The organism is Gallaecimonas kandeliae, assembly GCF_030450055.1.
Classification (GTDB): Bacteria; Pseudomonadota; Gammaproteobacteria; order Enterobacterales; family Gallaecimonadaceae; genus Gallaecimonas; species Gallaecimonas kandeliae.
Genome location: NZ_CP118480.1, coordinates 2,745,796 through 2,765,938, shown reverse-complemented (window position 1 = coordinate 2,765,938; position 20,143 = coordinate 2,745,796). Strand labels below are relative to the sequence as shown.

18 protein-coding genes are annotated in these 20,143 nt (G+C 62.2%); 11 read left to right on the top strand and 7 right to left on the bottom strand.

What is annotated here, in order from left to right:
• Positions 1 to 38: 38 nt before the first annotated feature.
• The gene (gene aceK, locus PVT67_RS13725) at positions 39 to 1,655 is read right to left on the bottom strand and encodes a bifunctional isocitrate dehydrogenase kinase/phosphatase (protein WP_301494428.1); all 1,617 of its coding nucleotides are present in this window, start codon (positions 1,653 to 1,655) and stop codon (positions 39 to 41) included.
• A gap of 71 nt (positions 1,656 to 1,726) precedes the next feature.
• Here aceK and ung point away from each other — a divergent pair, with 71 nt between their 5' ends.
• Together ung and PVT67_RS13715 are read left to right on the top strand one after the other, a co-directional pair.
• Positions 1,727 to 2,389 (top strand): uracil-DNA glycosylase, encoded by a 663-nt coding sequence (ung, locus tag PVT67_RS13720; protein WP_301494426.1) that lies wholly within the window; start codon positions 1,727 to 1,729, stop codon positions 2,387 to 2,389.
• Positions 2,390 to 2,449: 60 nt separating this feature from the next.
• Positions 2,450 to 2,983, top strand: a complete 534-nt coding sequence (locus PVT67_RS13715; protein WP_301494424.1) for a hemerythrin domain-containing protein — start codon at positions 2,450 to 2,452, stop codon at positions 2,981 to 2,983.
• 29 nt (positions 2,984 to 3,012) lie between these two features.
• Here the strand turns inward: PVT67_RS13715 and PVT67_RS13710 are convergent, their stop codons facing one another.
• The 3 genes from PVT67_RS13710 to tal all read right to left on the bottom strand — a co-directional run bounded on the left by PVT67_RS13710 (position 3,013) and on the right by tal (position 5,919).
• Positions 3,013 to 3,195 (bottom strand): DUF3545 family protein, encoded by a 183-nt coding sequence (locus PVT67_RS13710; protein ID WP_301494421.1) that lies wholly within the window; start codon positions 3,193 to 3,195, stop codon positions 3,013 to 3,015.
• Positions 3,196 to 3,279: 84 nt separating this feature from the next.
• Positions 3,280 to 4,923 carry a glucose-6-phosphate isomerase gene (gene pgi, locus PVT67_RS13705; RefSeq protein WP_301494419.1) on the bottom strand — a complete coding sequence of 548 codons (1,644 nt, stop codon included), beginning with the start codon at positions 4,921 to 4,923 and terminating at the stop codon, positions 3,280 to 3,282.
• 45 nt (positions 4,924 to 4,968) lie between these two features.
• Entirely contained in the window at positions 4,969 to 5,919 is a 951-nt protein-coding gene (tal, locus tag PVT67_RS13700; RefSeq protein ID WP_301494417.1) for a transaldolase, read from the bottom strand.
• Between the two features lie 162 nt (positions 5,920 to 6,081).
• Here tal and PVT67_RS13695 point away from each other — a divergent pair, with 162 nt between their 5' ends.
• The 8 genes from PVT67_RS13695 to PVT67_RS13660 all read left to right on the top strand — a co-directional run bounded on the left by PVT67_RS13695 (position 6,082) and on the right by PVT67_RS13660 (position 13,665).
• Positions 6,082 to 6,591, top strand: coding sequence for an O-acetyl-ADP-ribose deacetylase (locus PVT67_RS13695; RefSeq protein WP_336407852.1), 510 nt, complete (start codon positions 6,082 to 6,084; stop codon positions 6,589 to 6,591).
• A gap of 216 nt (positions 6,592 to 6,807) precedes the next feature.
• Positions 6,808 to 7,818, top strand: a complete 1,011-nt coding sequence (locus tag PVT67_RS13690; RefSeq protein WP_336407754.1) for a porin — start codon at positions 6,808 to 6,810, stop codon at positions 7,816 to 7,818.
• 156 nt (positions 7,819 to 7,974) lie between these two features.
• Positions 7,975 to 8,664 (top strand): phosphate regulon transcriptional regulator PhoB, encoded by a 690-nt coding sequence (gene phoB / locus PVT67_RS13685; RefSeq protein WP_301494412.1) that lies wholly within the window; start codon positions 7,975 to 7,977, stop codon positions 8,662 to 8,664.
• A complete protein-coding gene (gene phoR, locus PVT67_RS13680; RefSeq protein WP_419181016.1) occupies positions 8,665 to 9,984 on the top strand; it encodes a phosphate regulon sensor histidine kinase PhoR in 1,320 nt (439 codons plus the stop codon).
• A gap of 72 nt (positions 9,985 to 10,056) precedes the next feature.
• Positions 10,057 to 11,025 carry a PstS family phosphate ABC transporter substrate-binding protein gene (locus PVT67_RS13675; RefSeq protein WP_301494408.1) on the top strand — a complete coding sequence of 323 codons (969 nt, stop codon included), beginning with the start codon at positions 10,057 to 10,059 and terminating at the stop codon, positions 11,023 to 11,025.
• A gap of 120 nt (positions 11,026 to 11,145) precedes the next feature.
• Positions 11,146 to 11,586, top strand: a complete 441-nt coding sequence (locus PVT67_RS13670) for a MarR family transcriptional regulator (RefSeq protein ID WP_301494406.1) — start codon at positions 11,146 to 11,148, stop codon at positions 11,584 to 11,586.
• A complete protein-coding gene (locus PVT67_RS13665; RefSeq protein WP_301494404.1) occupies positions 11,583 to 12,647 on the top strand; it encodes an HlyD family secretion protein in 1,065 nt (354 codons plus the stop codon). Before PVT67_RS13670 ends, PVT67_RS13665 begins: the two co-directional genes overlap by 4 nt.
• Positions 12,637 to 13,665, top strand: coding sequence for a DUF2955 domain-containing protein (locus tag PVT67_RS13660; protein ID WP_301494402.1), 1,029 nt, complete (start codon positions 12,637 to 12,639; stop codon positions 13,663 to 13,665). Before PVT67_RS13665 ends, PVT67_RS13660 begins: the two co-directional genes overlap by 11 nt.
• Here the strand turns inward: PVT67_RS13660 and ppx are convergent.
• From ppx to PVT67_RS13645, 3 genes are all read right to left on the bottom strand, one after another.
• Positions 13,662 to 15,152 carry an exopolyphosphatase gene (gene ppx, locus PVT67_RS13655; protein WP_301494400.1) on the bottom strand — a complete coding sequence of 497 codons (1,491 nt, stop codon included), beginning with the start codon at positions 15,150 to 15,152 and terminating at the stop codon, positions 13,662 to 13,664. The two genes, PVT67_RS13660 and ppx, sit on opposite strands and share 4 nt — an antisense overlap.
• Positions 15,142 to 17,214 carry a polyphosphate kinase 1 gene (gene ppk1, locus PVT67_RS13650; protein WP_301494398.1) on the bottom strand — a complete coding sequence of 691 codons (2,073 nt, stop codon included), beginning with the start codon at positions 17,212 to 17,214 and terminating at the stop codon, positions 15,142 to 15,144. The genes ppx and ppk1 overlap by 11 nt, the downstream gene beginning before the upstream one ends.
• A 66-nt stretch (positions 17,215 to 17,280) precedes the next feature.
• Entirely contained in the window at positions 17,281 to 17,793 is a 513-nt protein-coding gene (locus PVT67_RS13645; RefSeq protein WP_301494396.1) for a glycine cleavage system transcriptional repressor, read from the bottom strand.
• A gap of 130 nt (positions 17,794 to 17,923) precedes the next feature.
• Between PVT67_RS13645 and PVT67_RS13640 the strand changes: the two genes are divergently transcribed.
• A complete protein-coding gene (locus PVT67_RS13640; protein ID WP_301494394.1) occupies positions 17,924 to 20,143 on the top strand; it encodes an ABC transporter permease subunit in 2,220 nt (739 codons plus the stop codon).

The following is a 20,143-nucleotide window of genomic DNA, read 5'->3' as shown; positions in this document are numbered from 1 at the left end:
TAGCGTTTTTATAGGGCCAGTCTAGCAGCAAGGCCGGTTCAGAAGCGAAGGGATTGGGGGTAGGGAAAGAAATCCCCCAGTTGGCCCTCAACGGCCTGGCGCTGGGCCGTCAGCCAGAAATCGGGGCTGAACAACTCGGCAAATTCGCCGCCCAGAACTTCGGTGGCGTCCTGGCCCAGGCAGAGAAAATGGCGGAACTCCTCGGGAAAGACGTCGCCGGCCGCGGCGCTGTAGCCGCTGGCCAACTGGTCCTGGTCGTAGCCCGAGCGGGGAATGGCCCTGAAGTGGAGCTCGCCCAGGGGGCAGAGCTCGTCATAGTCGTAGAAGATCACCCGGCCGTGGCGGGTCACCCCGAAGTTCTTGTAGAACATGTCGCCGGGGAAGAGGCCTGCGGTGGCGATCTCCTTGAGGGCCTGGCCGTAGTCCCGCAGTATCGCCCGACGCTCGCCCGGCCTGCTGCGCAGGGCCAGGTTCATGGGCTCCATGCGCCGCTCGGTAAAGCAGTGGCCGAGGTGCAACCAGTCCCCTTCCACAAAGGCCCGCTGGGAACAGCTTTGCAGCAGCTCCGCCACTACCTCATCGTCGACCCTTGCCAGGGGCAGGCGCAGGTCCAGGAACTCCTGGGTATCGGCCATGCGACCGACCCTGTCGTGGCGCTGCACCAGGTGGTAGCGCGCTATGACCTGGGCGGCATCCACCGTCTTGGAGTCACCGAAGTGGTCGCGGATCACCTTGAACACCAGATCCTGGCCTTCCAGGGTGAACACCATCATCACCAACCCGGCGATGCCGGGGGCCCGTTTGAAGCGCCCGCCTTCGGCCAGGGCGTCCTCCAGTTCGCTGACCAGCAGGCTCTTGCCGTGCTTGTAGTAGCCGAGGGCGTTGTAGAGTTCGGAGCGCGGCTTGTTGGGCATCAGCGAATGGAGGAAGGCTACCTGTGCCGAGGGGATGGGGCTCAGGGCCAGGAAGTCGGAACGGGCGAAGCCGAACAGCACCGACAGGTGCTCCTGGCGGTAGAGCAGGGCGTCGGCCTTGAGGTAGCCGTCCCTGTTCAAGAGGGCTATGGCAAAGGGAATGGCCAGGTTGTCGGTGTTGAGCCTTCCTACCAGGTAGCAGCCCTTGTTGCGGTAAAAGGGCTCGGTCAGCAGATCCAGGTGCAGCGGATAATCGTGGCTCTCCAGCACGGGTGCCAGGGCCCCTGCCAACTGGGTGGCGGTGTTGCCGGGGTAGCGCAAGGGGAGCGGCAGGTTGGCGCAGGCCAGCACCGAGGCCAGGGTGTCGGCCAGCTCCCCTTTCATGGGCAGGCGCAGGTAAGGGGCCCTGCCCAGGGGCTCGTATTCGCGGCCGCTGAAGGGGCGAGCGGTATCGCCGGCCAGCCGGGCATGGACAGAGTTGAAGAAGGTCAGGGCCAGCTCCCTGGCCGGGTGGCCGGCCAGGTCGGCGAAGTAGCGGGCCTCTAGCGCAGGCCAGTCCAGCAGGCTGCCATGGAGGCTGGCGGCCAGTTCGTCCACTACCTGATCGTGGCGCTCGAAGCGGGCCAGGGCCAACTGCTGCATGGCGAGCCAGTCGCCGGCGGCGAAGCAGGCCCCGGCCTTGGCTGTCAGGTGCTGGAAGTCGCGCCAGTAGGCGGTAAAGGTCTGGCTGATGGGGTCCATGGGCATCCTTTTCTTGCACCTGCGACTGGCCTTGGGCAGCATGGGCGCCAATGCGATCGAGGACAGTTTCCATGACCACACAATGGGCCGACATCTTGGGCGGCGAAAAACAAAAAACCTACTTCCAGGCCGTCATCAGCAGGGTACAGGCAGCCAGGGACGCGGGCCAAGTCATTTATCCCCCCAAGGACGAGGTGTTCAATGCCTTCCGCTTCACCGAATTCGGTGACGTCAAGGTGGTGATCCTGGGCCAGGATCCCTACCACGGTCCGGACCAGGCCCATGGCCTGTGTTTTTCGGTCAAAGGGGAAGTGCCGCCACCCCCTTCGCTGCAGAACATGTTCAAGGAACTGGCCAGCGATATCTCCGGCTTCCAGCACCCCGGCCACGGCAACCTGGAGGCCTGGGCCCGCCAAGGGGTCCTGCTGCTCAATACAGTGCTGACGGTGGCCCAGGGCCAGGCTCACTCCCATGCCGGCTGGGGCTGGGAGACCTTTACCGACCAGGTGATCGCCAGCCTCAACGAGCACCGCCAGGGGCTGGTGTTCCTGCTCTGGGGCAGCCATGCCCAGAAGAAAGGCGCCATCATCGACCGCCAGCGCCACCATGTGCTGACGGCCCCCCACCCCTCGCCGTTGTCGGCCCATAGGGGGTTTCTTGGCTGCCGGCACTTCTCCCAGGCCAACGCCATACTGATGCGCCAGGGGCTGGAACCCATCGACTGGCAGTGCTGAGCGGAACACAAGGCCAGCTGCCCGGGTCTATCCTTAAAATTGAGTCGAGGAGGAGCCCCTATGCTGGATCTGTTGCGTCAAGACCACCACCGTATTCGCCGCCTGTTGGCACTTCTGGACGCCAAGGCGGCGGCGATCCGCGCTGAGCAGGAGGTCCAGTATGATCTGCTCAAAGCCGTGCTGGACTACCTGCACCACTATGTCGACGGGGTCCACCACAGCGAGGAAAACGAGTTGCTGGCGGCCTTGGACGATGACAACCTCAAAGAGGCCATCAGCAAGCAGCACCACAAGCTGGACGATGCCACCCAGTGCCTGGCCCAGCGGGTGGAGATGGTGCTGATGGATGCCGTGGTGCCCCATGACGAGATGCTGCGCTCCTTGGAAGAGTTCATCTGCGAGCAGAGGGCGCACCTGGCCTTCGAAGAAGAAAAGCTATTCCCCGTGCTGCAGGAGCGCCTGACCGAGGCCGACTGGCAAAAGGTCAGGGCACGTCTGGAGGAAAAGGCCGAGAAGGACCCCCTGTTCGGGGCCGAAGTCAGGGCCGATCACAGGGCCTTGTGGGAACGGCTAAACGAGGAAGCCGAAGAATGAAAAAAAGCCCGGCATTTGCCGGGCTTTTCTTAAATTTCCAGGGTCTCCAGCGAGTAATCGTGGTTCCAGTCGATGTCCTCGAGTTCGCGCTTCAAGCGATACCTGTCTTTCAGGTTCTCGATTTCACGCCACTTTCTCTTCTTCGCGCCTCTTCCTTTACCGTCGCGTTTGTCGCCGGCCAGTACAGATTGCAGATCCAGAATATCGTCCATGGAACCTCCCCGCTGTAGGAATTGTTGTCGAACAATTAATTACCACGCGAGGCTGGAAAATAAAACATCTTTGTTGCAAGGGTGTTACGCGTTGATGTTCTTCTGATGACGGCGATAGCGCGCCACCAACGCATTGGTGGAAGCGTCCAGATCCAGGGGCTGATCGGCGTCTTCCAGCCTGGCCAAAACGGCGTTACCCAGCACCTTGCCCAGCTCCACACCCCACTGATCGAAGGAGTTGAGATCCCAGAGGATGCCCTGCACCAGCACCTTGTGTTCGTAGAGAGCGATAAGGGCGCCCAAGGTTTGTGGGCTGACCTTGTCCATCAGCAGGGTATTGGAGGGCCTGTTGCCCGGCATCACCTTGTGAGGCGCCAGAGCGTCGATGACGTCCTGGTCCAGGCCGGCCAATTCCATTTTGGCCTCGGCCAGGCTCTTGCCCTGCATCAGGGCCTGGCTCTGGGCGAAGCAGTTGGAGGCCAGCATGGCGTGGTGGCGACCAAGCTTGTAGTGGCTTTCCAGAGGCAGGATGAAATCGGCCGGGATCAGCTGCTTGCCCTGGTGCAGCAACTGGTGGAAGGCGTGCTGGCCGTTGGTGCCCTCGGCGCCCCAGATAACAGGGCCTGTGAGGTGATCGATGGCGCTGCCGTCCTGGTGGCAGCCCTTGCCGTTGGACTCCATGTCCAGCTGCTGTACATAGCCGGGCAGGGCGCGCAAACCATGGTCATAGGGCAGCAGGGCATGGGAGGTGGCGCCCTTGTAGTTGATGTAGCAGATACCGATCAGCGCCAGCAGCTTGGGCATGTTGGCGGCAAAAGGGGCGCTCTGGAAGTGCTTGTCCATCTCATGGGCGCCGGCCAGCAGGGCACGGAAGTTGTCCATGCCGACGGCCAGGGCGATGGGCAGGCCTATGGCGGACCAGAGCGAGTAACGGCCGCCGACCCAATCCCACATGGGGAAGCAGTTGTCGGCGTGAATGCCGAAGGCCTCGGCCTTGGCCACGTTGGCGGTGACCGCCACGAAATGCTTGGCCAGATCGGCGAAGCTGGCACCGGCCGCCTTGAGCCAATCCCGGGCGCTTTCGCTGTTGGTCAGGGTTTCCTGGGTGCCGAAGGACTTGGAGGCGGTAATGAAGAGGGTGGTGCCGGGGTTGAGCTTGGCCAGCTTCTCACCCAAGGCGGCGCCGTCGATGTTGGCCACGAAATGGACATTGACCTTGTGCTGCCAGTAGGGCTTCAGGGCTTCGGTGACGATCTTGGGGCCGAGGAAAGAGCCGCCGATACCGATGCTGACCACGTCTGTGATGGCCTCACCGCCAAAACCTTGCCACTCGCCCTTGAAGAGGCTGGCTACGAAGGCTTCCATCCGCGCCAAGGTGGCCTGGACTTCGTCCCGGACCTTGGCGCCATCTACAGATACGCTTTCGGCGACGCTGCCCCGCAGTGCCGTGTGCAGTACGGCCCTGCCCTCGGTGTGGTTGATGGGCTGGCCGGCAAACATGGCGGCGACCTTCTCGTCCAATTGGGCTTCCCTGGCCAGTTTGGCCAACAGGGCCAGGGTTTCTTCGGTCAGGTGGTTCTTGCTGTAATCCAGAGTCAGGCCGGCGGCATCCAGGCTGAAACGCTCGCCGCGCTTGGGATCCTGGGCGAACAGGGTCTTGAGGTCGGGCAGGGCGGCCAGGTGTTGTGCCAGTGCGTCGTTGCTTGGGTAGCGGGTCAATCCGGTCATCATCTTCCTCTGGACATAACAAAAGGGGGCCTAGGCCCCCGGTGCTTAGAGTTTTTCCGCCAACATGGCGGCCAGTTTTTCCTGGTCCTCGGCGAACTTGCGGATCCCCTCGGCCAGTTTCTCCACGGCCATGGGGTCCTGGTTGTGCTGCCAACGATACTGGGCCTCGTTCAGGGGCTCAGGCCTGGCCTTGAGTTCCTGGGCCGGCCCCAGTTTGGCCTTGACGGTACCTTCCATCGCTTCCAGTTCCGCCAGCAGGGAAGGGCCTATGGTGAGGCGGTCGCAACCGGCCAGCTCCAGGATCTCCCCGACGTTGCGGAAGGAGGCGCCCATCACCACAGTGCCGTAGCCGTGGGCCTTGAAATAGTCGTAGATCCGGGTCACGGACTGGACGCCGGGATCTTCGGCCGGGCTGTAGTCCTTGCCGGTGCTGGCTTTATACCAGTCGAGGATGCGCCCTACAAAGGGGGAGATCAGGTAGACGCCGGCTTCGGCACAGGCGCGGGCCTGGGCGAAGGAGAACAGCAGGGTCAGGTTGCAGTTGATGCCTTCGCGCTCCAGCACCTCGGCGGCGCGGATCCCTTCCCAGGTGGCGGCGATTTTGATCAGGATGCGATCTTTTTCGATACCCGCTTCCTTGTAGAGGCCGATCAGTTTGTGGGCCTTGGCGATGGTGGCTTGGGTATCGAAAGACAGGCGGGCGTCCACTTCGGTGGAGATGCGGCCTGGGATCAGGTCCAGTATGGCCAGGCCGAAGTTGACGGCCAGCTTGTCCATGGCGTTGTCCAGCTGCGCCTCTTGGCTGCCGCCATTTTGGCGGGCGTAGGCAAGGGCGTCATCTACCAGGCCCTGGTATTGCTCCAGCGTGGCGGCCTTGAGGATCAGCGACGGGTTGGTGGTCGCGTCCTGGGGGCGGTAGCGGCGGATGGCATCGATCTCACCGGTATCCGCTACGATGGTAGTGAAGGCGCCCAGCTGGGAAAGTTGGTTGGCCATGGTTCCCTCTTGTGTGGATGTATGAAAATTACTTACAAAATGCCAGTCTATGCAACTGGAAAAGTCAGCTTAGCCAGGGCGGAAAATAATTTCAGCTAACAAAAATGGCGAAAACGCTTTCAGTCCCAACTGGTCGGATCAGAATAAATGAAAAGCAGCAACATCACCTTGGATCTGCGTGTCTGGCAGGGGGATATCACCACCTTACCCTTGGACGCCATCGTCAATGCCGCCAATCCCAGCCTCTTGGGAGGAGGGGGCGTGGACGGTGCCATCCACAGGGCGGCGGGGCCCGAACTCAAGCTCTATTGCGCCGGCCTCGGCGGTTGCGAGACGGGCCAGGCCAAGCTGAGCCCGGGATTTGGCCTGCCCAGCCAATACGTCATCCATACGGTGGGGCCTGTCTGGCACGGTGGCGGCCAGGGGGAGGCAGAGGCGCTGGCCAGCTGTTACCGCCAGAGCCTGTTGCTGGCGGATGCCGAAGGCATAGTGAGCCTGGCCTTTCCTGCCATCAGTTGCGGCGTTTACGGCTATCCGGCAGATCAGGCGTCCAAGGTGGCTGTGGCTGCCCTTCGCCAGGCGTTTGAGGAGTGCCATTTGTCCAAGCAGGTCTGGCTGGTGGGCTTCGACGAGGCGCAGTGCCGGCTCTGGCAGCAGGCCCTTGCAATCTGAGTGGATCTTTTCCTTCGCTAGCAGCTATAGCGCAACATGCTGATCTCCATTACTTTTTTATGAACTCCATCAAGCTTATGAGAAAACGTTTGCGTTTTTTATGAAGGAATGTTGGAGCAGGCAATAAAAATGTCATAAAGCTTTGCCAAGATGCGCCACGTTCGCCGCAAGGCCTTTGTGTGAATCCATAAGCACTTAATTTCCGGGGTAATAAAAATGACATTTGCAAAGTCTGCTCTCGCTGCTGCTCTGATGATGGGTTTTGCCGGCACTGCTGCTGCCGCCGACACCGCCACCGTCTATGGCAAACTGAACGTCTCCGTTGAAAGCATCGACAAAGGTCCTGCTGACGGTGGCTCCAGGAACGACCTGGTCAGCAACGCTTCCCGCCTGGGCGTGAAAGGTGCTGTTGGGCTGACCGACGGCCTGGAAGCCGTTTACCAGGTTGAGTGGGAAGTGAACGCCACCGACGAGTCCGCCTCCAAAGGTTCCACCAACAACTTCAGCGCCCGTAACCAGTTCGTGGGCCTCAAAGGCAGCTTCGGTACCGCCCTGCTGGGCCGTAACGACACCCTGCTGAAGCAGTCCCAAGGCAACGTTGACCAGTTCAACGACCTGGACGGCGATATCAAGCACCTGTTCACCGGCGAAAACCGCCTGGGTGATTCCATCACCTATATGACGCCTTCCTTCGGCCTCTTCTCTGCCGGCCTGTCCTACATCTCCGAGTCCAACAGCGCCCAGCGCGTAGACAAGGTTGATGCCAACGGCAAGGCTCTTAAATACAAGAGCGGTGTGTCCCTGGCTGCCATGTACGGTGATGCCAAGCTGAAGAAAGCGCCTTTCTTCGCCTCCGTTGCCTATGACAACGACGTCAAAGGCTACGACAACACCCGCGCCACCGTTCAGGGCAAGATGGGTGACTTCGTACTGGGCGGCATGTACCAGCACGGCAAGAAGAAAGACGTCACCATGGGTAAAGACACCTACTCCGGCTTCATGGTCAGCGGTGCCTACAAGGTTGGCGCTACTACCCTGAAGCTCCAGTACCAGGATTCCGACCTGTACAAGATCGGCGGCTCCAACTACAAGAGCACCTGGTCTGCCGGCGTTGACTACAAACTGGGCGACGCTACCAAGGTCTTCGGCTTCTACAGCACCTTCTCCGGTATGGAAGGCAAGCACGACGCCAACTACCTGGGCCTGGGTCTTGAGCACAAGTTCTAAGAACCCAGCTTGACGAGAAAGGGAGCTTCGGCTCCCTTTTTCTTTGATATCAAAAACTTAAATAAACAATTGGCGGCTTTTTGTGCCATTGAGTCATAAAAATGTCACAATGGATCACAATAATGTCAGCCGGTTGCAATGAACAGAGTAAAGCCCATGGCAAGACGCGTATTGATCGTTGAGGACGAAGCCCCCATCAGGGAGATGTTGGCCTTCATCCTGGACCAGAACGGTTACCAGCCGGTCGAAGCGGAGGACATTGCCTCTGCCCAGGCCAAGCTGCAGGAACCTTTCCCCGATCTGGTACTGCTGGACTGGATGCTGCCCGGAGGCTCAGGTCTGCAATTGGCCAAGACCATGAAGCAGAGCGAATACACCCGCCAGATCCCCATCATCATGATCACCGCCCGCGGTGAGGAAGAGGACAAGGTCCGCGGCCTGGAAGTGGGGGCCGACGACTACATCACCAAGCCGTTCTCTCCCAAGGAGCTGATGGCCCGCATCAAGGCGGTGATGCGCCGCGCTTCCCCCACCAACGTCGATGACATCATCGAGGTACAGGGACTGCGCCTGGATCCGGTCTCCCACAGGGTCACCGCTTTCGAGGACTCCCTGGACATGGGACCCACCGAGTTCAAGCTGCTGCACTTCTTCATGACCCACCCCGAGCGGGTCTACAGCCGTGAACAGCTGCTGGACAACGTCTGGGGCACCAACGTCTATGTGGAAGACCGCACCGTCGACGTTCATATCCGTCGCCTGCGCAAGGCCCTGGAAGGCCATGGTCACGACCGCCTCGTACAAACGGTACGCGGCGCCGGCTACCGCTTTTCCAGCCGGGTCTGATTGATGCACAACTTTTCCTGGTGGCGCCTGGGCTGGACTCTTCTGGCCTATGGCTTGGTACTGGGGGGCGTGGGGCTTTTGCTCGGCGCCCCCTTGCTGGTTTTGTTGCTGGGTGCCCTGGGCCTGGTGCTCTGGCACTATTGGCAGCTGCACCTTTTGAGCCGTTGGCTCTGGGACGGTCGCCAGTTCACGCCGCCCCGGGGCTCCGGGGCCTGGCAACACGCCTTCGACGGCATCTACTTCCTGCAGCGTAAGAACCTCAAGCGCCGCAAGGAGCTGGGCCGCCTGCTCAAGCGCTTCCGCGAGGGCACCGAAGCCCTGCCCGACGCCGTGGTGGTGATGAACGAAGAGCGGGAGATCGTCTGGTGCAACAAGCTGGCCACCAACATCCTCGGTATCCGTTGGCCTGAAGATAACGGCCAGAGGGTGGACAACCTGCTGCGCCGCCCCGAGTTCATTTCCTACATCAAGCGCGAGCAATACCAGGAACCTTTGATCATCCCCTCGCCGGTGCAGTCCATGGCCAGCATAGAGCTGCGGGTGATCCCCTACACCGCCAACGAGACATTGCTGGTGGCGCGGGACGTCACCCGGCTGCAGCAGCTGGAGCAGATGCGCCGCGACTTCGTGGCCAACGTCTCCCACGAGCTGCGCACGCCGCTGACGGTGCTGCGCGGCTACCTGGAGATGATCGGCGAAGATCCCCGCCTGGAGCAGGGCCCCTGGGGCAAGCCCCACAAGATGATGACCGACCAGGTCAGCCGCATGTACAGCCTGGTCGAGCAGCTGCTGGCCTTGTCGCGCCTGGAAGCCAAGAGCGAAGTGGACAACCTCAAGGTGGTGCCGGTGCCGGCGTTGATGACCAAGCTGGAAGCCGACAGCCAGGCCCTGAACAGCCATAAGCAGCACCAGATCCGCTTCCACGTGGACGAGCTGTCCATGCGCGGCGACGGCGAGCAGATGATGTCGGCCTTCAGCAACCTGGTGGCCAACGCCATCCACTACACCCCGGCTGGTGGCCAGATAGACGTGCGCTGGCAGGCCTTGCCGGACGGCCGGGCCCGCTTCAGTGTCACCGACACCGGCGACGGCATAGCCCCCGAGCACGTGCTGCGCATCACAGAGCGCTTCTACCGGGTGGACAAGGCCCGCAGCCGCAACACCGGCGGTTCGGGGCTGGGGCTGTCCATCGTCAAGCATGTGCTGAGCCGCCACCGCTCCCGGCTCGACATCGAGTCCACCCTGGGCAAGGGCAGCACTTTCTCCTTCGTGATCCCCAAGGATCTGGTGGTGAGAAATAAAAGTGTCATCAATGAGTAATGTCGCTGTCACCACCCTGTCAGATACTGCGCGCCATTCCCCCCAGGGCCGGCACCAACGAGGAGCGATGCAATGAAGTTGAAAGTTTGGCTTGGTGCGTTCGGCCTCGCCGCCTGTAGCCTGGCGTTGCCGGTCCTGGCGACCATCGACAAGGGCCTGCCTGACTACCACAAGACCACCGGCATCGCCGGCAACCTCTCGTCTGTGGGCTCGGATACCCTGGCCAACCTGATGACCTTCTGGGCCGAGGAATTCAAACGCCAGTATCCCAACGTCAACATCCAGATCCAGGCCGCCGGCTCTTCCACGGCGCCGCCTGCCCTGACCGAGGGCACGGCCCAGTTCGGGCCCATGAGCCGCAAGATGAAGTCAGGCGAGATTGAGGCCTTCGAGAAGCGCTACGGCTACAAGCCCACCATGGTGCGGGTCGCCATCGACGCCCTGGCTGTCTACGTGCACAAGGACAACCCCATCAAGGGCATGACCCTGGCCCAGGTGGACGCCGTCTTCTCCGCTACCCTCAAGTGTGGGCTCAAGCCCATCGAGACCTGGGGCCAGCTGGGCCTGACCGGCGACTGGGCGGCCAAGGACATCCAGCTCTACGGCCGCAACTCTGTGTCCGGCACCTACGGCTATTTCAAGGAAGAGGCCCTGTGCAAGGGTGACTTCAAGAACAGCGTCAACGAACAGCCGGGCTCGGCGTCCGTGGTGCAGTCGGTGAGCACCTCCCTGAACGCCATCGGCTATTCCGGTATCGGCTACAAGACCTCAGGGGTCAAGACGGTGCCCCTGTCCAAGGACGGCGGCAAGACCTATATCGACGCTACCCCGAGCAGCGCCGTGACCGGCGCCTATCCGCTGTCCCGCTTCCTCTATATCTACGTCAACAAGCAGCCCAACAAGCCCCTGGACCCCATGCAGGCCGAATTCATCAAGATGGTGCTGTCCAAGGCAGGCCAGCAGGTGGTGGAAAAGGACGGCTATGTGCCGCTGCCAGCCATGGTGGCCAAGCGCGAGCTGGCCAGTCTGGGCCTCGACTAGTTTCCAACATCAACACCACTCCCTTTGACGACCGGGCCCTGCCCGGTCTTTTTTTGCTATTTGCTTAGCCTGCTAACCATGCGCTATTATACTTAGCAAGCTAAGTAAATGAGGTGCCCCATGGAAAGCAATCTGGGTTGGTTGATGAACAGGGCCGGCCTGAGCTGGCGCCACGTCGTCGACAAGTACATGGCGAAGCTGGGCCTGACCCAGACCCGTTGGGTCGCCTTGCTGGTGCTGGACCGGATAGGGGAGGGCTGTACCCAGAGTGCGTTGGCGGCCAACGTGGGGGTAGAACAACCCTCCATGGTCCGCACCCTCAGCCAACTGGAAGAGGCCGGTCTCATCGAACGCCGCGCCAGCGAATCCGATGCCCGTTGCCGGACCCTCTGGTTCAGCCCCGAGGGCCGCAAGCTCATCAAGGAAATGGAGGCGGTGGCCAAGGAGGGGCGGGAACTGCTGCTCCAGGGGATCAGCCCCGAGCGGCGCCAGGTCTTACACGATGTGCTTGAGCAGGTGATCAGCAACGCCCAGGCCCTGTTGTCGGAGGAGTCGAAATGACAGCCGATCATGTCTTCAACCGTTGGATGCGCCGCTCCCTGGTGGCCTTCCTGGTGATCCTGGCCTACGTGCTGGTCGCAGACGTGGCCATCCCCATGACCCCCCACGCCATGGTGCAGCGCCCCGTGCTGGCCATAGCCCCCCAGGTGCCCGGCGAGGTGGTGCAGGTGGCGGTGAGCAACAACCAGGCCGTCAAGGCAGGGGACCTGCTGTTCCGCATCGATCCCCGCGACTACCAGTTGGCGGTGGAAAAGGCCGAGCTGGCCCTCAAGGTGGCCCAGCAGGCCAACGACAACCTGAGCGCCCAGTTGGCCCTGAGCGAAGCCGATCTGCGCCAGGCCCAGGTCAACGCCGAGGAGAAGGTCCGGGAGCGCAAGCGCCTGCAGGCCCTCAAGGCCAATAACCTGGTCAGCCAGCAACAGCTGGACCAGGCCGACACTGCCGTCCAGGCCGCCGAGGCCATGGTGATGGCGGCCCGCCAGAAGCGCGAGGCGGTCAAGGTGCAGCTGGGTGACAAGGGCGATCAGAACCTGCGGATCCGCCAGGCCCAGAACCAGTTGGAGCAGGCCAGGCTCAACCTGTCCCGCACCCAGGTGCTGGCACCGGAATCTGGGGTGATTTCCAACCTGCAACTGGTGCCCGGTATCCAGGCCCAGGCCAAGCAATCGTTGATGACTTTGGTGGTCAGCGGCAAGGAACAGATCTCGGCGGACTTTCGGGAGAAGAGCCTGAGCCGGGTGCAGCAGGGCGCCAAGGCCTGGGTGGTGTTCGACGCCCTGCCGGGCCAGGTTTTCCCGGCCGATCTCAAGAGCCGGGACCAGGGCGTGGCCCAGGGTCAGCTGTCCCCCAACGGCCAGTTGGCCAAGCCGGAAGACAACGACCGCTGGGTCCGCGATGCCCAGAGGGTGCGGGTCTACCTGTCCCTGGAAGAGCCCCTGCCTGGCGACCTGGTCTCAGGCTCCCGCGCCACCGTCATGCTGGCCGGCAGCCACAACGGCCTTATCGCCTGGCTGGGCAAGCAACAGATGCGCGTCGTGAGCCTGCTGCATTATGTCTACTAAGCTGAGCCACCAGGAACTGCGGCGACTGCTGAGGGTCACCCTCGGCAGCGCCCTCGGATTCACCATCGCCAAGCTGATGAACTGGCCCTACGGCCTCTTCTTCACCGTCTACCCCATGCTGCTGCTGGGGCTGGTGCCGGTGTTCAACCGCCTGGTGGCTTTTCAGATGCTGGCGGCCGCCGCCGTCAACCTGGTGGAGGTCTGGCTGCTCTACGCCCTGTTCCAGCACCATCCGCTGCCGATGACCCTGGGGGTCTTCGCCCTTTATTGCTGGCGCTTCCGGCTGATGGCCAGCACCCCTTACTTCGTGTTCGGCGCCATTGGCCTGGTGACATTGTCCACCCTGCTGCATTTCTCCAGCTACCCGGACACTTCCCCCATCGACATGATCACCTCGGTCAGCCTGGCGTCGCTGCTCTCCGTTATCAGCGCCGCCCTGCTGTACTGGCTCATTCCCGAGACGGAGCCGGTGGCCTTGCCGCCGCGCCAGGCCCTGTCCGGTGCCGAGATAAACCATCGGATGCTGATGGGGGCCGGTATCGGCACCCTGTCCTTCATCGTCTTCCAGGTGCTGGATCTGCGCGACTCGCTGTCGGCCCAGGTGGCGACTGTGCTGGTGCTCTTCCCCATGACCTACCAGGGGGCCATGACGGCGTCTTGGAAGAGGTTGAACGGCGTGGTGGTGGGCTGCGCCCTGGCGCTGGGGATGCAGGTGCTGATGTACGACCTCATCAACCACTTCCTGCTGGTGCTGGCGGCCCTCGTCGTCTGCCTGCTGGTAACAGCCCGGCTGCACTTTATGGAGCGGGCCGGCTCCGGCGCCGGCTTCGGGGCCATGACCACCGTCGGCATCCTCTTCGGCCAGTACCTGCTGCCCAACAAGGACATGCTCTATGGCGGTGCCTACCGGATCACTTCGGTGGCGGTGGCCCTGCTGGTTTTGATGATGGTCTCCTACCTGCTGGACAAGACCCTCAACCGGTTCGAGTCCACCCGCAACGCCCCTGCTGCCGCCTAGTCGTCCCTGGCTAGCAGCTGCAAGGGCCAGTTGGCCTGGGCCTGGTGCTGGGCCTCCTGGGCGAGATCGGCGGCGATCAGCTCCTGGCGCAGCAGCCACAGGGCCGGGATGTTGAGCTGCAGTTCGGCCTCCTGGCGGCTCAGCCTGAGCGCCGGCAGGCGCAGGCTCTGGCGGCGCCGGTTCAGCACCACCGCCAGGCGCAGCACCCGCACCATCAGCTGCACATCCTCTTCCTGGAAGAGGTTGAGGCGGGGCAGGGCGAACTGCTTGAGGCCCTTGCGGGAATAGCGGGCCAGGCAGGCCAGCACCAGTTGCTGTTCCTGGTTGAAGCCCACCAGATCGCTGTTCTCCAGTATGTAGGCCGAGTGGCGCTGCACCCCGTGGAAATTGATCTGCAGCCCCACCTCGTGCAGCTCGGCGGCCCAGCCCAGCAGCAGGGCCAACTCCCTGTCGCCACTCAGTTGGCGGAACAGCATCAAGGCGGTATTGCGCACCCGCACCGCCTGGGCCCTGTCCACATGGTACTGGGCGGCCAGGGCGGCGGCGGTGCGCTCCCTGGCATCCTGGTGACCAAGGCCTGGTTCCATCTGGAACATCAGGCCTTCGCGCAGGGCGGCGTCCGAAAACTCCAGCTGTTCCAGCCCCAGGGCCTTGAAACTTGCGGTCAGTATGGCCAGGCCCGCCGGGAACACCTGGCGGCGCTCGTCGTTCACCGCCTGCAGCTTGAGCTTGTTCACTTCCCCCGCCTGTATGCAGAGCTTGCGCAGCGCCTTGAGGCGCTTGAGGGTGATGGCACTCTCTTCCGGCCAGCGGGCCTGGATGCAGCCCAGCACTGCCTTGACGGTGCCGGAACAGCCGATGGCCTGTTGCCAGCCTTCGTCCCTGTAGCTTTGCTCTATGGTCTCCAGTTCCTGGGCCGCGGCTGTTTCGGCGGCGTGAAAACCGGCGTCGGTGAGCTTGTCGTCTTTGAAGAAGCGCTGCTGGTAGCTGACACAGCCCATGGACAGGCTGGCCAGGCGCCGCGTCTCCAGGCCGCGGCCAATGATGAACTCGGTGCTGCCACCGCCGATGTCCAGCACCAGGCGGTTGTCGCTGCCGGGCTGGGTTTGGGCTACCCCCTGATAGATGAGGCGGGCCTCTTCGGCACCGGAGATGACTTCTATTGGGTAGGGATAGACGGCGCGGGCGGCCTTGATGAAGGCGTCGCCGTTGGCGGCGCGGCGCAAGGTGTAGGTAGCGACTGTGCGCACCCGCTCCTTGGGGATGTCGCCGACGATCTCCCGGAAGCGGGCCAGGCAGTCCAGGCCGCGGGCCATGGCGGCCTCGTCCAACTGATGGTCTTCGCTCAGCCCCTCGGCAAGGCGTACCCTTTCCTTGACCTTGGTGAGGATGCGAAAGGCCCCTTTGCAGTAAGAGGCCTTCAGCAGGTGAAAGGAGTTGGAGCCCAGGTCGACGCAGACCAGGGGGGCTTCAAAATCATCCGTCAAGCTTGTCTCCTTGCTCCAGCTGGCAGAGGTAGTCGTAGATGGCGAGCTGGGAGCGAAGCTTGCGCCTGTTGCCGCGCCGGACGTATTTATTCTGTTGATCCATGTCGAGGATCCTGGCCTTGGTGGTGTCGCTGAAATGCAAGGCCAGGATATCGAGAATACGGCGCTTTAGCGTCGGGTCAAGTATGGGGGTGCCCACCTCCACCCTCAGATCCAGGTTGCGGGTCATGAGATCGGCGGAGCTGATATAGACGAGATCCTGGCCGCCGGCATGGAACACCATCACCCTGGGGTGCTCCAGCAGGCGGTCCACTATGCTGATGGCGCGGATGTTCTCCGACAATCCCGGCACCCCGGGGCGCAGGGAACACATGCCGCGGATGATCAGCCTGACCTTCACCCCGTTCTGGCTGGCGTGGTAGAGGCGCTGGTTCAGCTCTTTGTCCACCAGGTTGTTGACCTTGAAGGTGATGGCGGCCGGCAGGCCCTTCTTGGCGTTGTCTATCTCCTGGTCCACCAGGGCCAGCAGCTTGCGGCGGGCGTTGACGGGGGAGACCAGCAGGTGGTTGAACTTGAAACGCTTGTAGGAGTTGATGATGAAGTCGAAGACGTTGTCCGCTTCTGCCGCCAGTTCGTCATGGGTGGTGAAGAGGCTGAAGTCGGTATAGACCTTGGCGGTCTTCTCGTGGAAGTTGCCGGTGCCGATATGGGCGTAGCGCTTGAGGCCCGCTTCTTCCTCGCGGGTCACCACGCACAGCTTGCAATGCACCTTGAGGCTGGGGATACCGAAGGCCACCCTAATGCCGGCCTCGGTCATCTTCCTGGCCCACTCGATGTTGGCCGCCTCGTCGAAGCGGGCCCGCAGTTCGATGACGGCCAGCACCTGTTTGCCGTTGTGGACGGCGTCGATCAGCGACTGCACCACCCGGGAGTCCCTGGCCAGGCGGTAGAAGTTGATCTTGATGGTCTTGACCTTGGGATCGAAGGCGGCCTGGCGCACGAACTCGGTGAAGTGGCGGAACTTGTAGTAGGGGTAGTGCACCAGCACGTCGCCGGCAGCTATGGCGTCGAAGACGGTGTCGTGGTCGCGGAAAGCGCGGCTGGTGATGGGGGGCAGCTTGGGGTTTTCCAAGTACTTGCGGCCCACGTTGGGGAAGGCGATGAAGTCCTTGAAATTGTGGTAGCGGCCGCCCGGTACCATGGCGTCCAAGTTGGAGATCCCCAGTTCCTTGACCAGCATGTCCAGCATAGGTTGGGGCATGTCGCGGTCATAGACCAGCCGCACCGGCTCTGCGGTGAGGCGTTGCTTTAGCCCCAGGCTGGTCTGTTCCAGCAGGCTCAGGGAGATCTCCTCTTCCAGCTCATAGTCGGCGTCCCGGGTCATCTTCATCGAATAGGCCGCCAGGCTGTCGAAATCGAAGAAGCCGCGGAAGATCTGGTTGAGGCATAGGCGCAGGATATTGTCGAGCAAGATCAGGGTCTTGCGCTGGCGCGGCCTGTCGTCAGGCACCTTGACGAAGCGGGGCACCGAGCTGGCCGGCACCTCCACCATGGCGTATTGCACGGTATCGCCTTTTTTGATCTCCACCACCAGGTAAGTGGCGTCGTCCTTGAGGCTGACCACCAGATCCACGCCCTTGCGGATGATGATGGGGGCCACATGGCGCAGTATCTTCTGCTGGAAGTAGTCGTCCACCCAGGCTTTCTGGCTGTCGCTCAATTGCTGCTCATTGACCAGCACTATGTGGTAGCGGGCCAGGGCCAGCATGCATTCGTGGTGCAGCTCGTCGAAGCGGGCCTGCAGGCTCATCACTTTCTGCTGGATCTTGCCCAGCAGCTCCATGGCCTCAGGGTCGGAGCCGTCTTCCTCGTGCTGTTGGGCGCGGCGGCGCACGTCGGCCACCCGTACCCGGAAGAACTCGTCCATGTTATTGGAGAAGATCCCGAGGAAGCGGATCCGTTCAATGATGGGGACCGTCTTGTCGGCTGCTTCCTGCAGCACCCGCTCGTTGAAGGACAACCAGGACAGTTCTTTATCGAAAAAAGGCGAGACTTGGCTCATCGACCGTACATCCATAAGTCGGAGGAGTCCTCATTCTAGGGAAGCGGCAGGCGGCGAAGATGACATTTATGTTACAGTCGGTTCGTCCAGCTCCAGCATCCAGTCGTCACCGCAGGCTTCCAACTGTTGGCGGATCTCGTCCAGGGGAACCTCCTTGGGCACCCGCATCCTGGCCTTGGCGAAGAAGAGCTCGCCGTAGTTGTGGGCCGGGCGGCAACCGGTGGTCATCTCCTCGATGTTGACCCCCAGCCTCGACAGGGTGCTGGTGAATTCATGGACTATGCCGGTGCGGTCGTTGGCCACCAGGCTGAGGTTGACTTCCCTGGACTCGCCGCTGCCGGGCATCAGGTTGCCCTCGGCGATGCGGATATCCAGATCGGTCAGGTCCTTGGTGGCGGCCTCGAAGGCGATGAAGTGTTCCTCGGGGATCTTGACGTCCACTATGCCGGCGAAGCGGCCGGCCAGGTGGGCCAAACTGGCACCGTACCAGCTACCTTGGTGCTCGAATACCAACCTGGACAGTTTCTCGACGATGCCGGGCTTGTCGGGGCCAAAAACACATAAAGCCAAGTGGCGCATAAGGATTCCTTATCTTGCTGTTATTTAAAGAATTAACACCCCTTTGGCAGGCTGTAAAGCAAAGGGTCTGTAACTTAACTGTCATAAAACTTCCATATAATTCCCGCTGAATTCCCCTCCCGAGGTCTCCATGGCTCAAGCGCAATCCCTGCACCTGGCCGCTAACCGCCGTCGTCTTGTGAAAGACCGCCTTACCCAGTATGGCGTGACTTTGGGCGGCGTGATGGTGCTGGTGGCCTTGCTGCTGATTTTCTTCTACCTGCTCTACGTGGTCGCTCCCCTGTTCAAGGGCGCCAAGGTGGAAGAAAAAGCCAACTGGCCGGCAGGGCAGGGGGCCAGCCTGGCCCTGGGGCTGGACGAGCAGAATGCCGTGGGCTATCGCATCAGCGCCGATGGCCAGGTCCATTTCTTTGCCGTGCAGGGCAAGGACGCCGGCAAGGCCCTGGCCGACATCAAGCTGGATGGCCCCATCAGCGCCCTGGCCGCTGCCCTGCCGGCGCAGCAGAGCTATGCCCTGGTCCAAGGCGGCGACAGCGTCGTGATCATCAAACCCGACTTCAAGGTGATCTACGGCGATCAGGGCCGTAAGGTGGTGCCGGCCCTGAGCTACCCCCTGGGGGAGGCGCTGCGGGCCGTGGTGCCGGCCGGCCACGGCGTCCAGGCCCTGGGGTTCGAATACGGCAAGGACGGCGCCCTGATCCTGGCCCTGGATGACGCCGGCAAGCTTTGGCTTAACCGCCTGGATGCCCAGGAAAACTTCCTGACCGGGGAAACCGACTGGCAGCAGAGCCAAGTGGAGCTGCCCACCGACGGCCACAAGCCCAGCCTGCTCAAGGTCAACGCCAACCTGCGCCAGGCTTATGCCCTGGTCGGGGACAAACTGCTGGTCTACGACCTGTCCCAGCCGGACGACCCCAAGCTCGCCCAGGTGCTGACGGTGGCAGGATCTGGGGAAAAGATCACAGCCTTTACCCTGCTGTCCGGCTCCAGCTCGCTGCTGCTGGGCAGCGACCAGGGCAAGATCAGCCAGTGGTTCGAAGTGGTGGGTGACGAGGGTAGGCATTTTGCCCATATCCGCGATTTCGACCTGGGCCAGCCGGTGGCGGCCCTGGCGGCCGAATACAATCGCAAGGGCTTCGTGGCCGCCGGCAGCCGGGGGAACGTCACCCTCTTCCATGCCACCTCCGAAGCGAGGCTGGCCAGCTTCGACGGCCAAAGGCCGATACAGATGCTGGCCTACGCCCCCCGCGCCAACGGCCTGCTGGCGGTGGACGCCCAGCAGCTGCATTTCTACAAGGTGGTCAATCCCCATCCCGAGGTGAGCTGGAAGGCCCTTTGGGAAAAGGTCTGGTACGAAGGCTATGCCAAGCCGGATTACGTCTGGCAGTCCAGCTCCGGTTCCGACGACTTCGAGCCCAAGCTGAGCCTGATGCCCCTGGCCTTCGGCACCCTCAAAGCCGCCTTCTACGCCATGCTCTTTGCCACGCCTCTGGCCCTGGCCGGTGCCATCTACACCGCTTACTTCATGTCGGATGGCATGCGCCGCTTTATCAAGCCGACGGTGGAGATCATGGAGGCCCTGCCCACCGTCATTCTGGGCTTCCTGGCCGGGCTCTGGCTGGCACCGCTGGTGGAGGACCACCTGCCGGGGATAGTGGCGCTGCTGCTGGTGCTGCCCCTGACCATGCTGTTGGCGGCCTTCGGCTGGCACCAACTGCCGGAGCCGGTCCGCCACAAGGTGCCCGATGGCTGGCAGGCGCTGCTGCTGGTGCTGCCGCTGTTGCTGGTGGGCTACGGCACCATGGCCTTGAGCCCGCTGCTGGAGCAGTGGTGGTTTGGTGGTGACACCCGCCTCTACTTCACCAATGTGCTGGGCATCAACTTTGACCAGCGCAATTCCCTGGTGGTGGGTATCGCCATGGGCTTTGCGGTGATCCCCACCATCTTCACCATCGCCGAAGACGCGATCTACTCTGTGCCCAAGCACCTGTCCCAAGGCTCCCTGGCGTTAGGGGCCACGTCCTGGCAGACCCTGACCCGGGTGGTGCTGCTCACCGCCAGCCCCGGCATCTTCTCGGCGGTGATGATGGGCGTGGGCAGGGCCGTGGGGGAAACCATGATAGTGCTGATGGCCACCGGCAACACCCCCATCATGGACTGGAACATCTTCGAGGGTATGCGCACCCTGGCGGCCAACATCGCCGTGGAAATGGGGGAGTCCGAAGTGGCCAGCTCCCATTACCGGGTACTGTTCCTGGCGGCCTTCGTACTCTTCTTGTTCACCTTCCTGTTCAACACAGTCGCCGAATTCGTTCGCCAGCGGCTGCGTGAAAAATACAGCTCACTCTGA

What these genes read in the sequence shown, in the direction of transcription:
- aceK (WP_301494428.1), bottom strand. Translation starts at nt 1,655, where the DNA reads ATGGACCCCATCAGCCAGACCTTTACCGCCTACTGGCGCGACTTCCAG.
- ung (WP_301494426.1), top strand. Translation starts at nt 1,727, where the DNA reads ATGACCACACAATGGGCCGACATCTTGGGCGGCGAAAAACAAAAAACC.
- PVT67_RS13715 (WP_301494424.1), top strand. Translation starts at nt 2,450, where the DNA reads ATGCTGGATCTGTTGCGTCAAGACCACCACCGTATTCGCCGCCTGTTG.
- PVT67_RS13710 (WP_301494421.1), bottom strand. Translation starts at nt 3,195, where the DNA reads ATGGACGATATTCTGGATCTGCAATCTGTACTGGCCGGCGACAAACGC.
- pgi (WP_301494419.1), bottom strand. Translation starts at nt 4,923, where the DNA reads ATGACCGGATTGACCCGCTACCCAAGCAACGACGCACTGGCACAACAC.
- tal (WP_301494417.1), bottom strand. Translation starts at nt 5,919, where the DNA reads ATGGCCAACCAACTTTCCCAGCTGGGCGCCTTCACTACCATCGTAGCG.
- PVT67_RS13690 (WP_336407754.1), top strand. Translation starts at nt 6,808, where the DNA reads ATGACATTTGCAAAGTCTGCTCTCGCTGCTGCTCTGATGATGGGTTTT.
- phoB (WP_301494412.1), top strand. Translation starts at nt 7,975, where the DNA reads ATGGCAAGACGCGTATTGATCGTTGAGGACGAAGCCCCCATCAGGGAG.
- PVT67_RS13675 (WP_301494408.1), top strand. Translation starts at nt 10,057, where the DNA reads ATGAAGTTGAAAGTTTGGCTTGGTGCGTTCGGCCTCGCCGCCTGTAGC.
- PVT67_RS13670 (WP_301494406.1), top strand. Translation starts at nt 11,146, where the DNA reads ATGGAAAGCAATCTGGGTTGGTTGATGAACAGGGCCGGCCTGAGCTGG.
- PVT67_RS13665 (WP_301494404.1), top strand. Translation starts at nt 11,583, where the DNA reads ATGACAGCCGATCATGTCTTCAACCGTTGGATGCGCCGCTCCCTGGTG.
- PVT67_RS13660 (WP_301494402.1), top strand. Translation starts at nt 12,637, where the DNA reads ATGTCTACTAAGCTGAGCCACCAGGAACTGCGGCGACTGCTGAGGGTC.
- ppk1 (WP_301494398.1), bottom strand. Translation starts at nt 17,214, where the DNA reads ATGAGCCAAGTCTCGCCTTTTTTCGATAAAGAACTGTCCTGGTTGTCC.
- PVT67_RS13645 (WP_301494396.1), bottom strand. Translation starts at nt 17,793, where the DNA reads ATGCGCCACTTGGCTTTATGTGTTTTTGGCCCCGACAAGCCCGGCATC.
- PVT67_RS13640 (WP_301494394.1), top strand. Translation starts at nt 17,924, where the DNA reads ATGGCTCAAGCGCAATCCCTGCACCTGGCCGCTAACCGCCGTCGTCTT.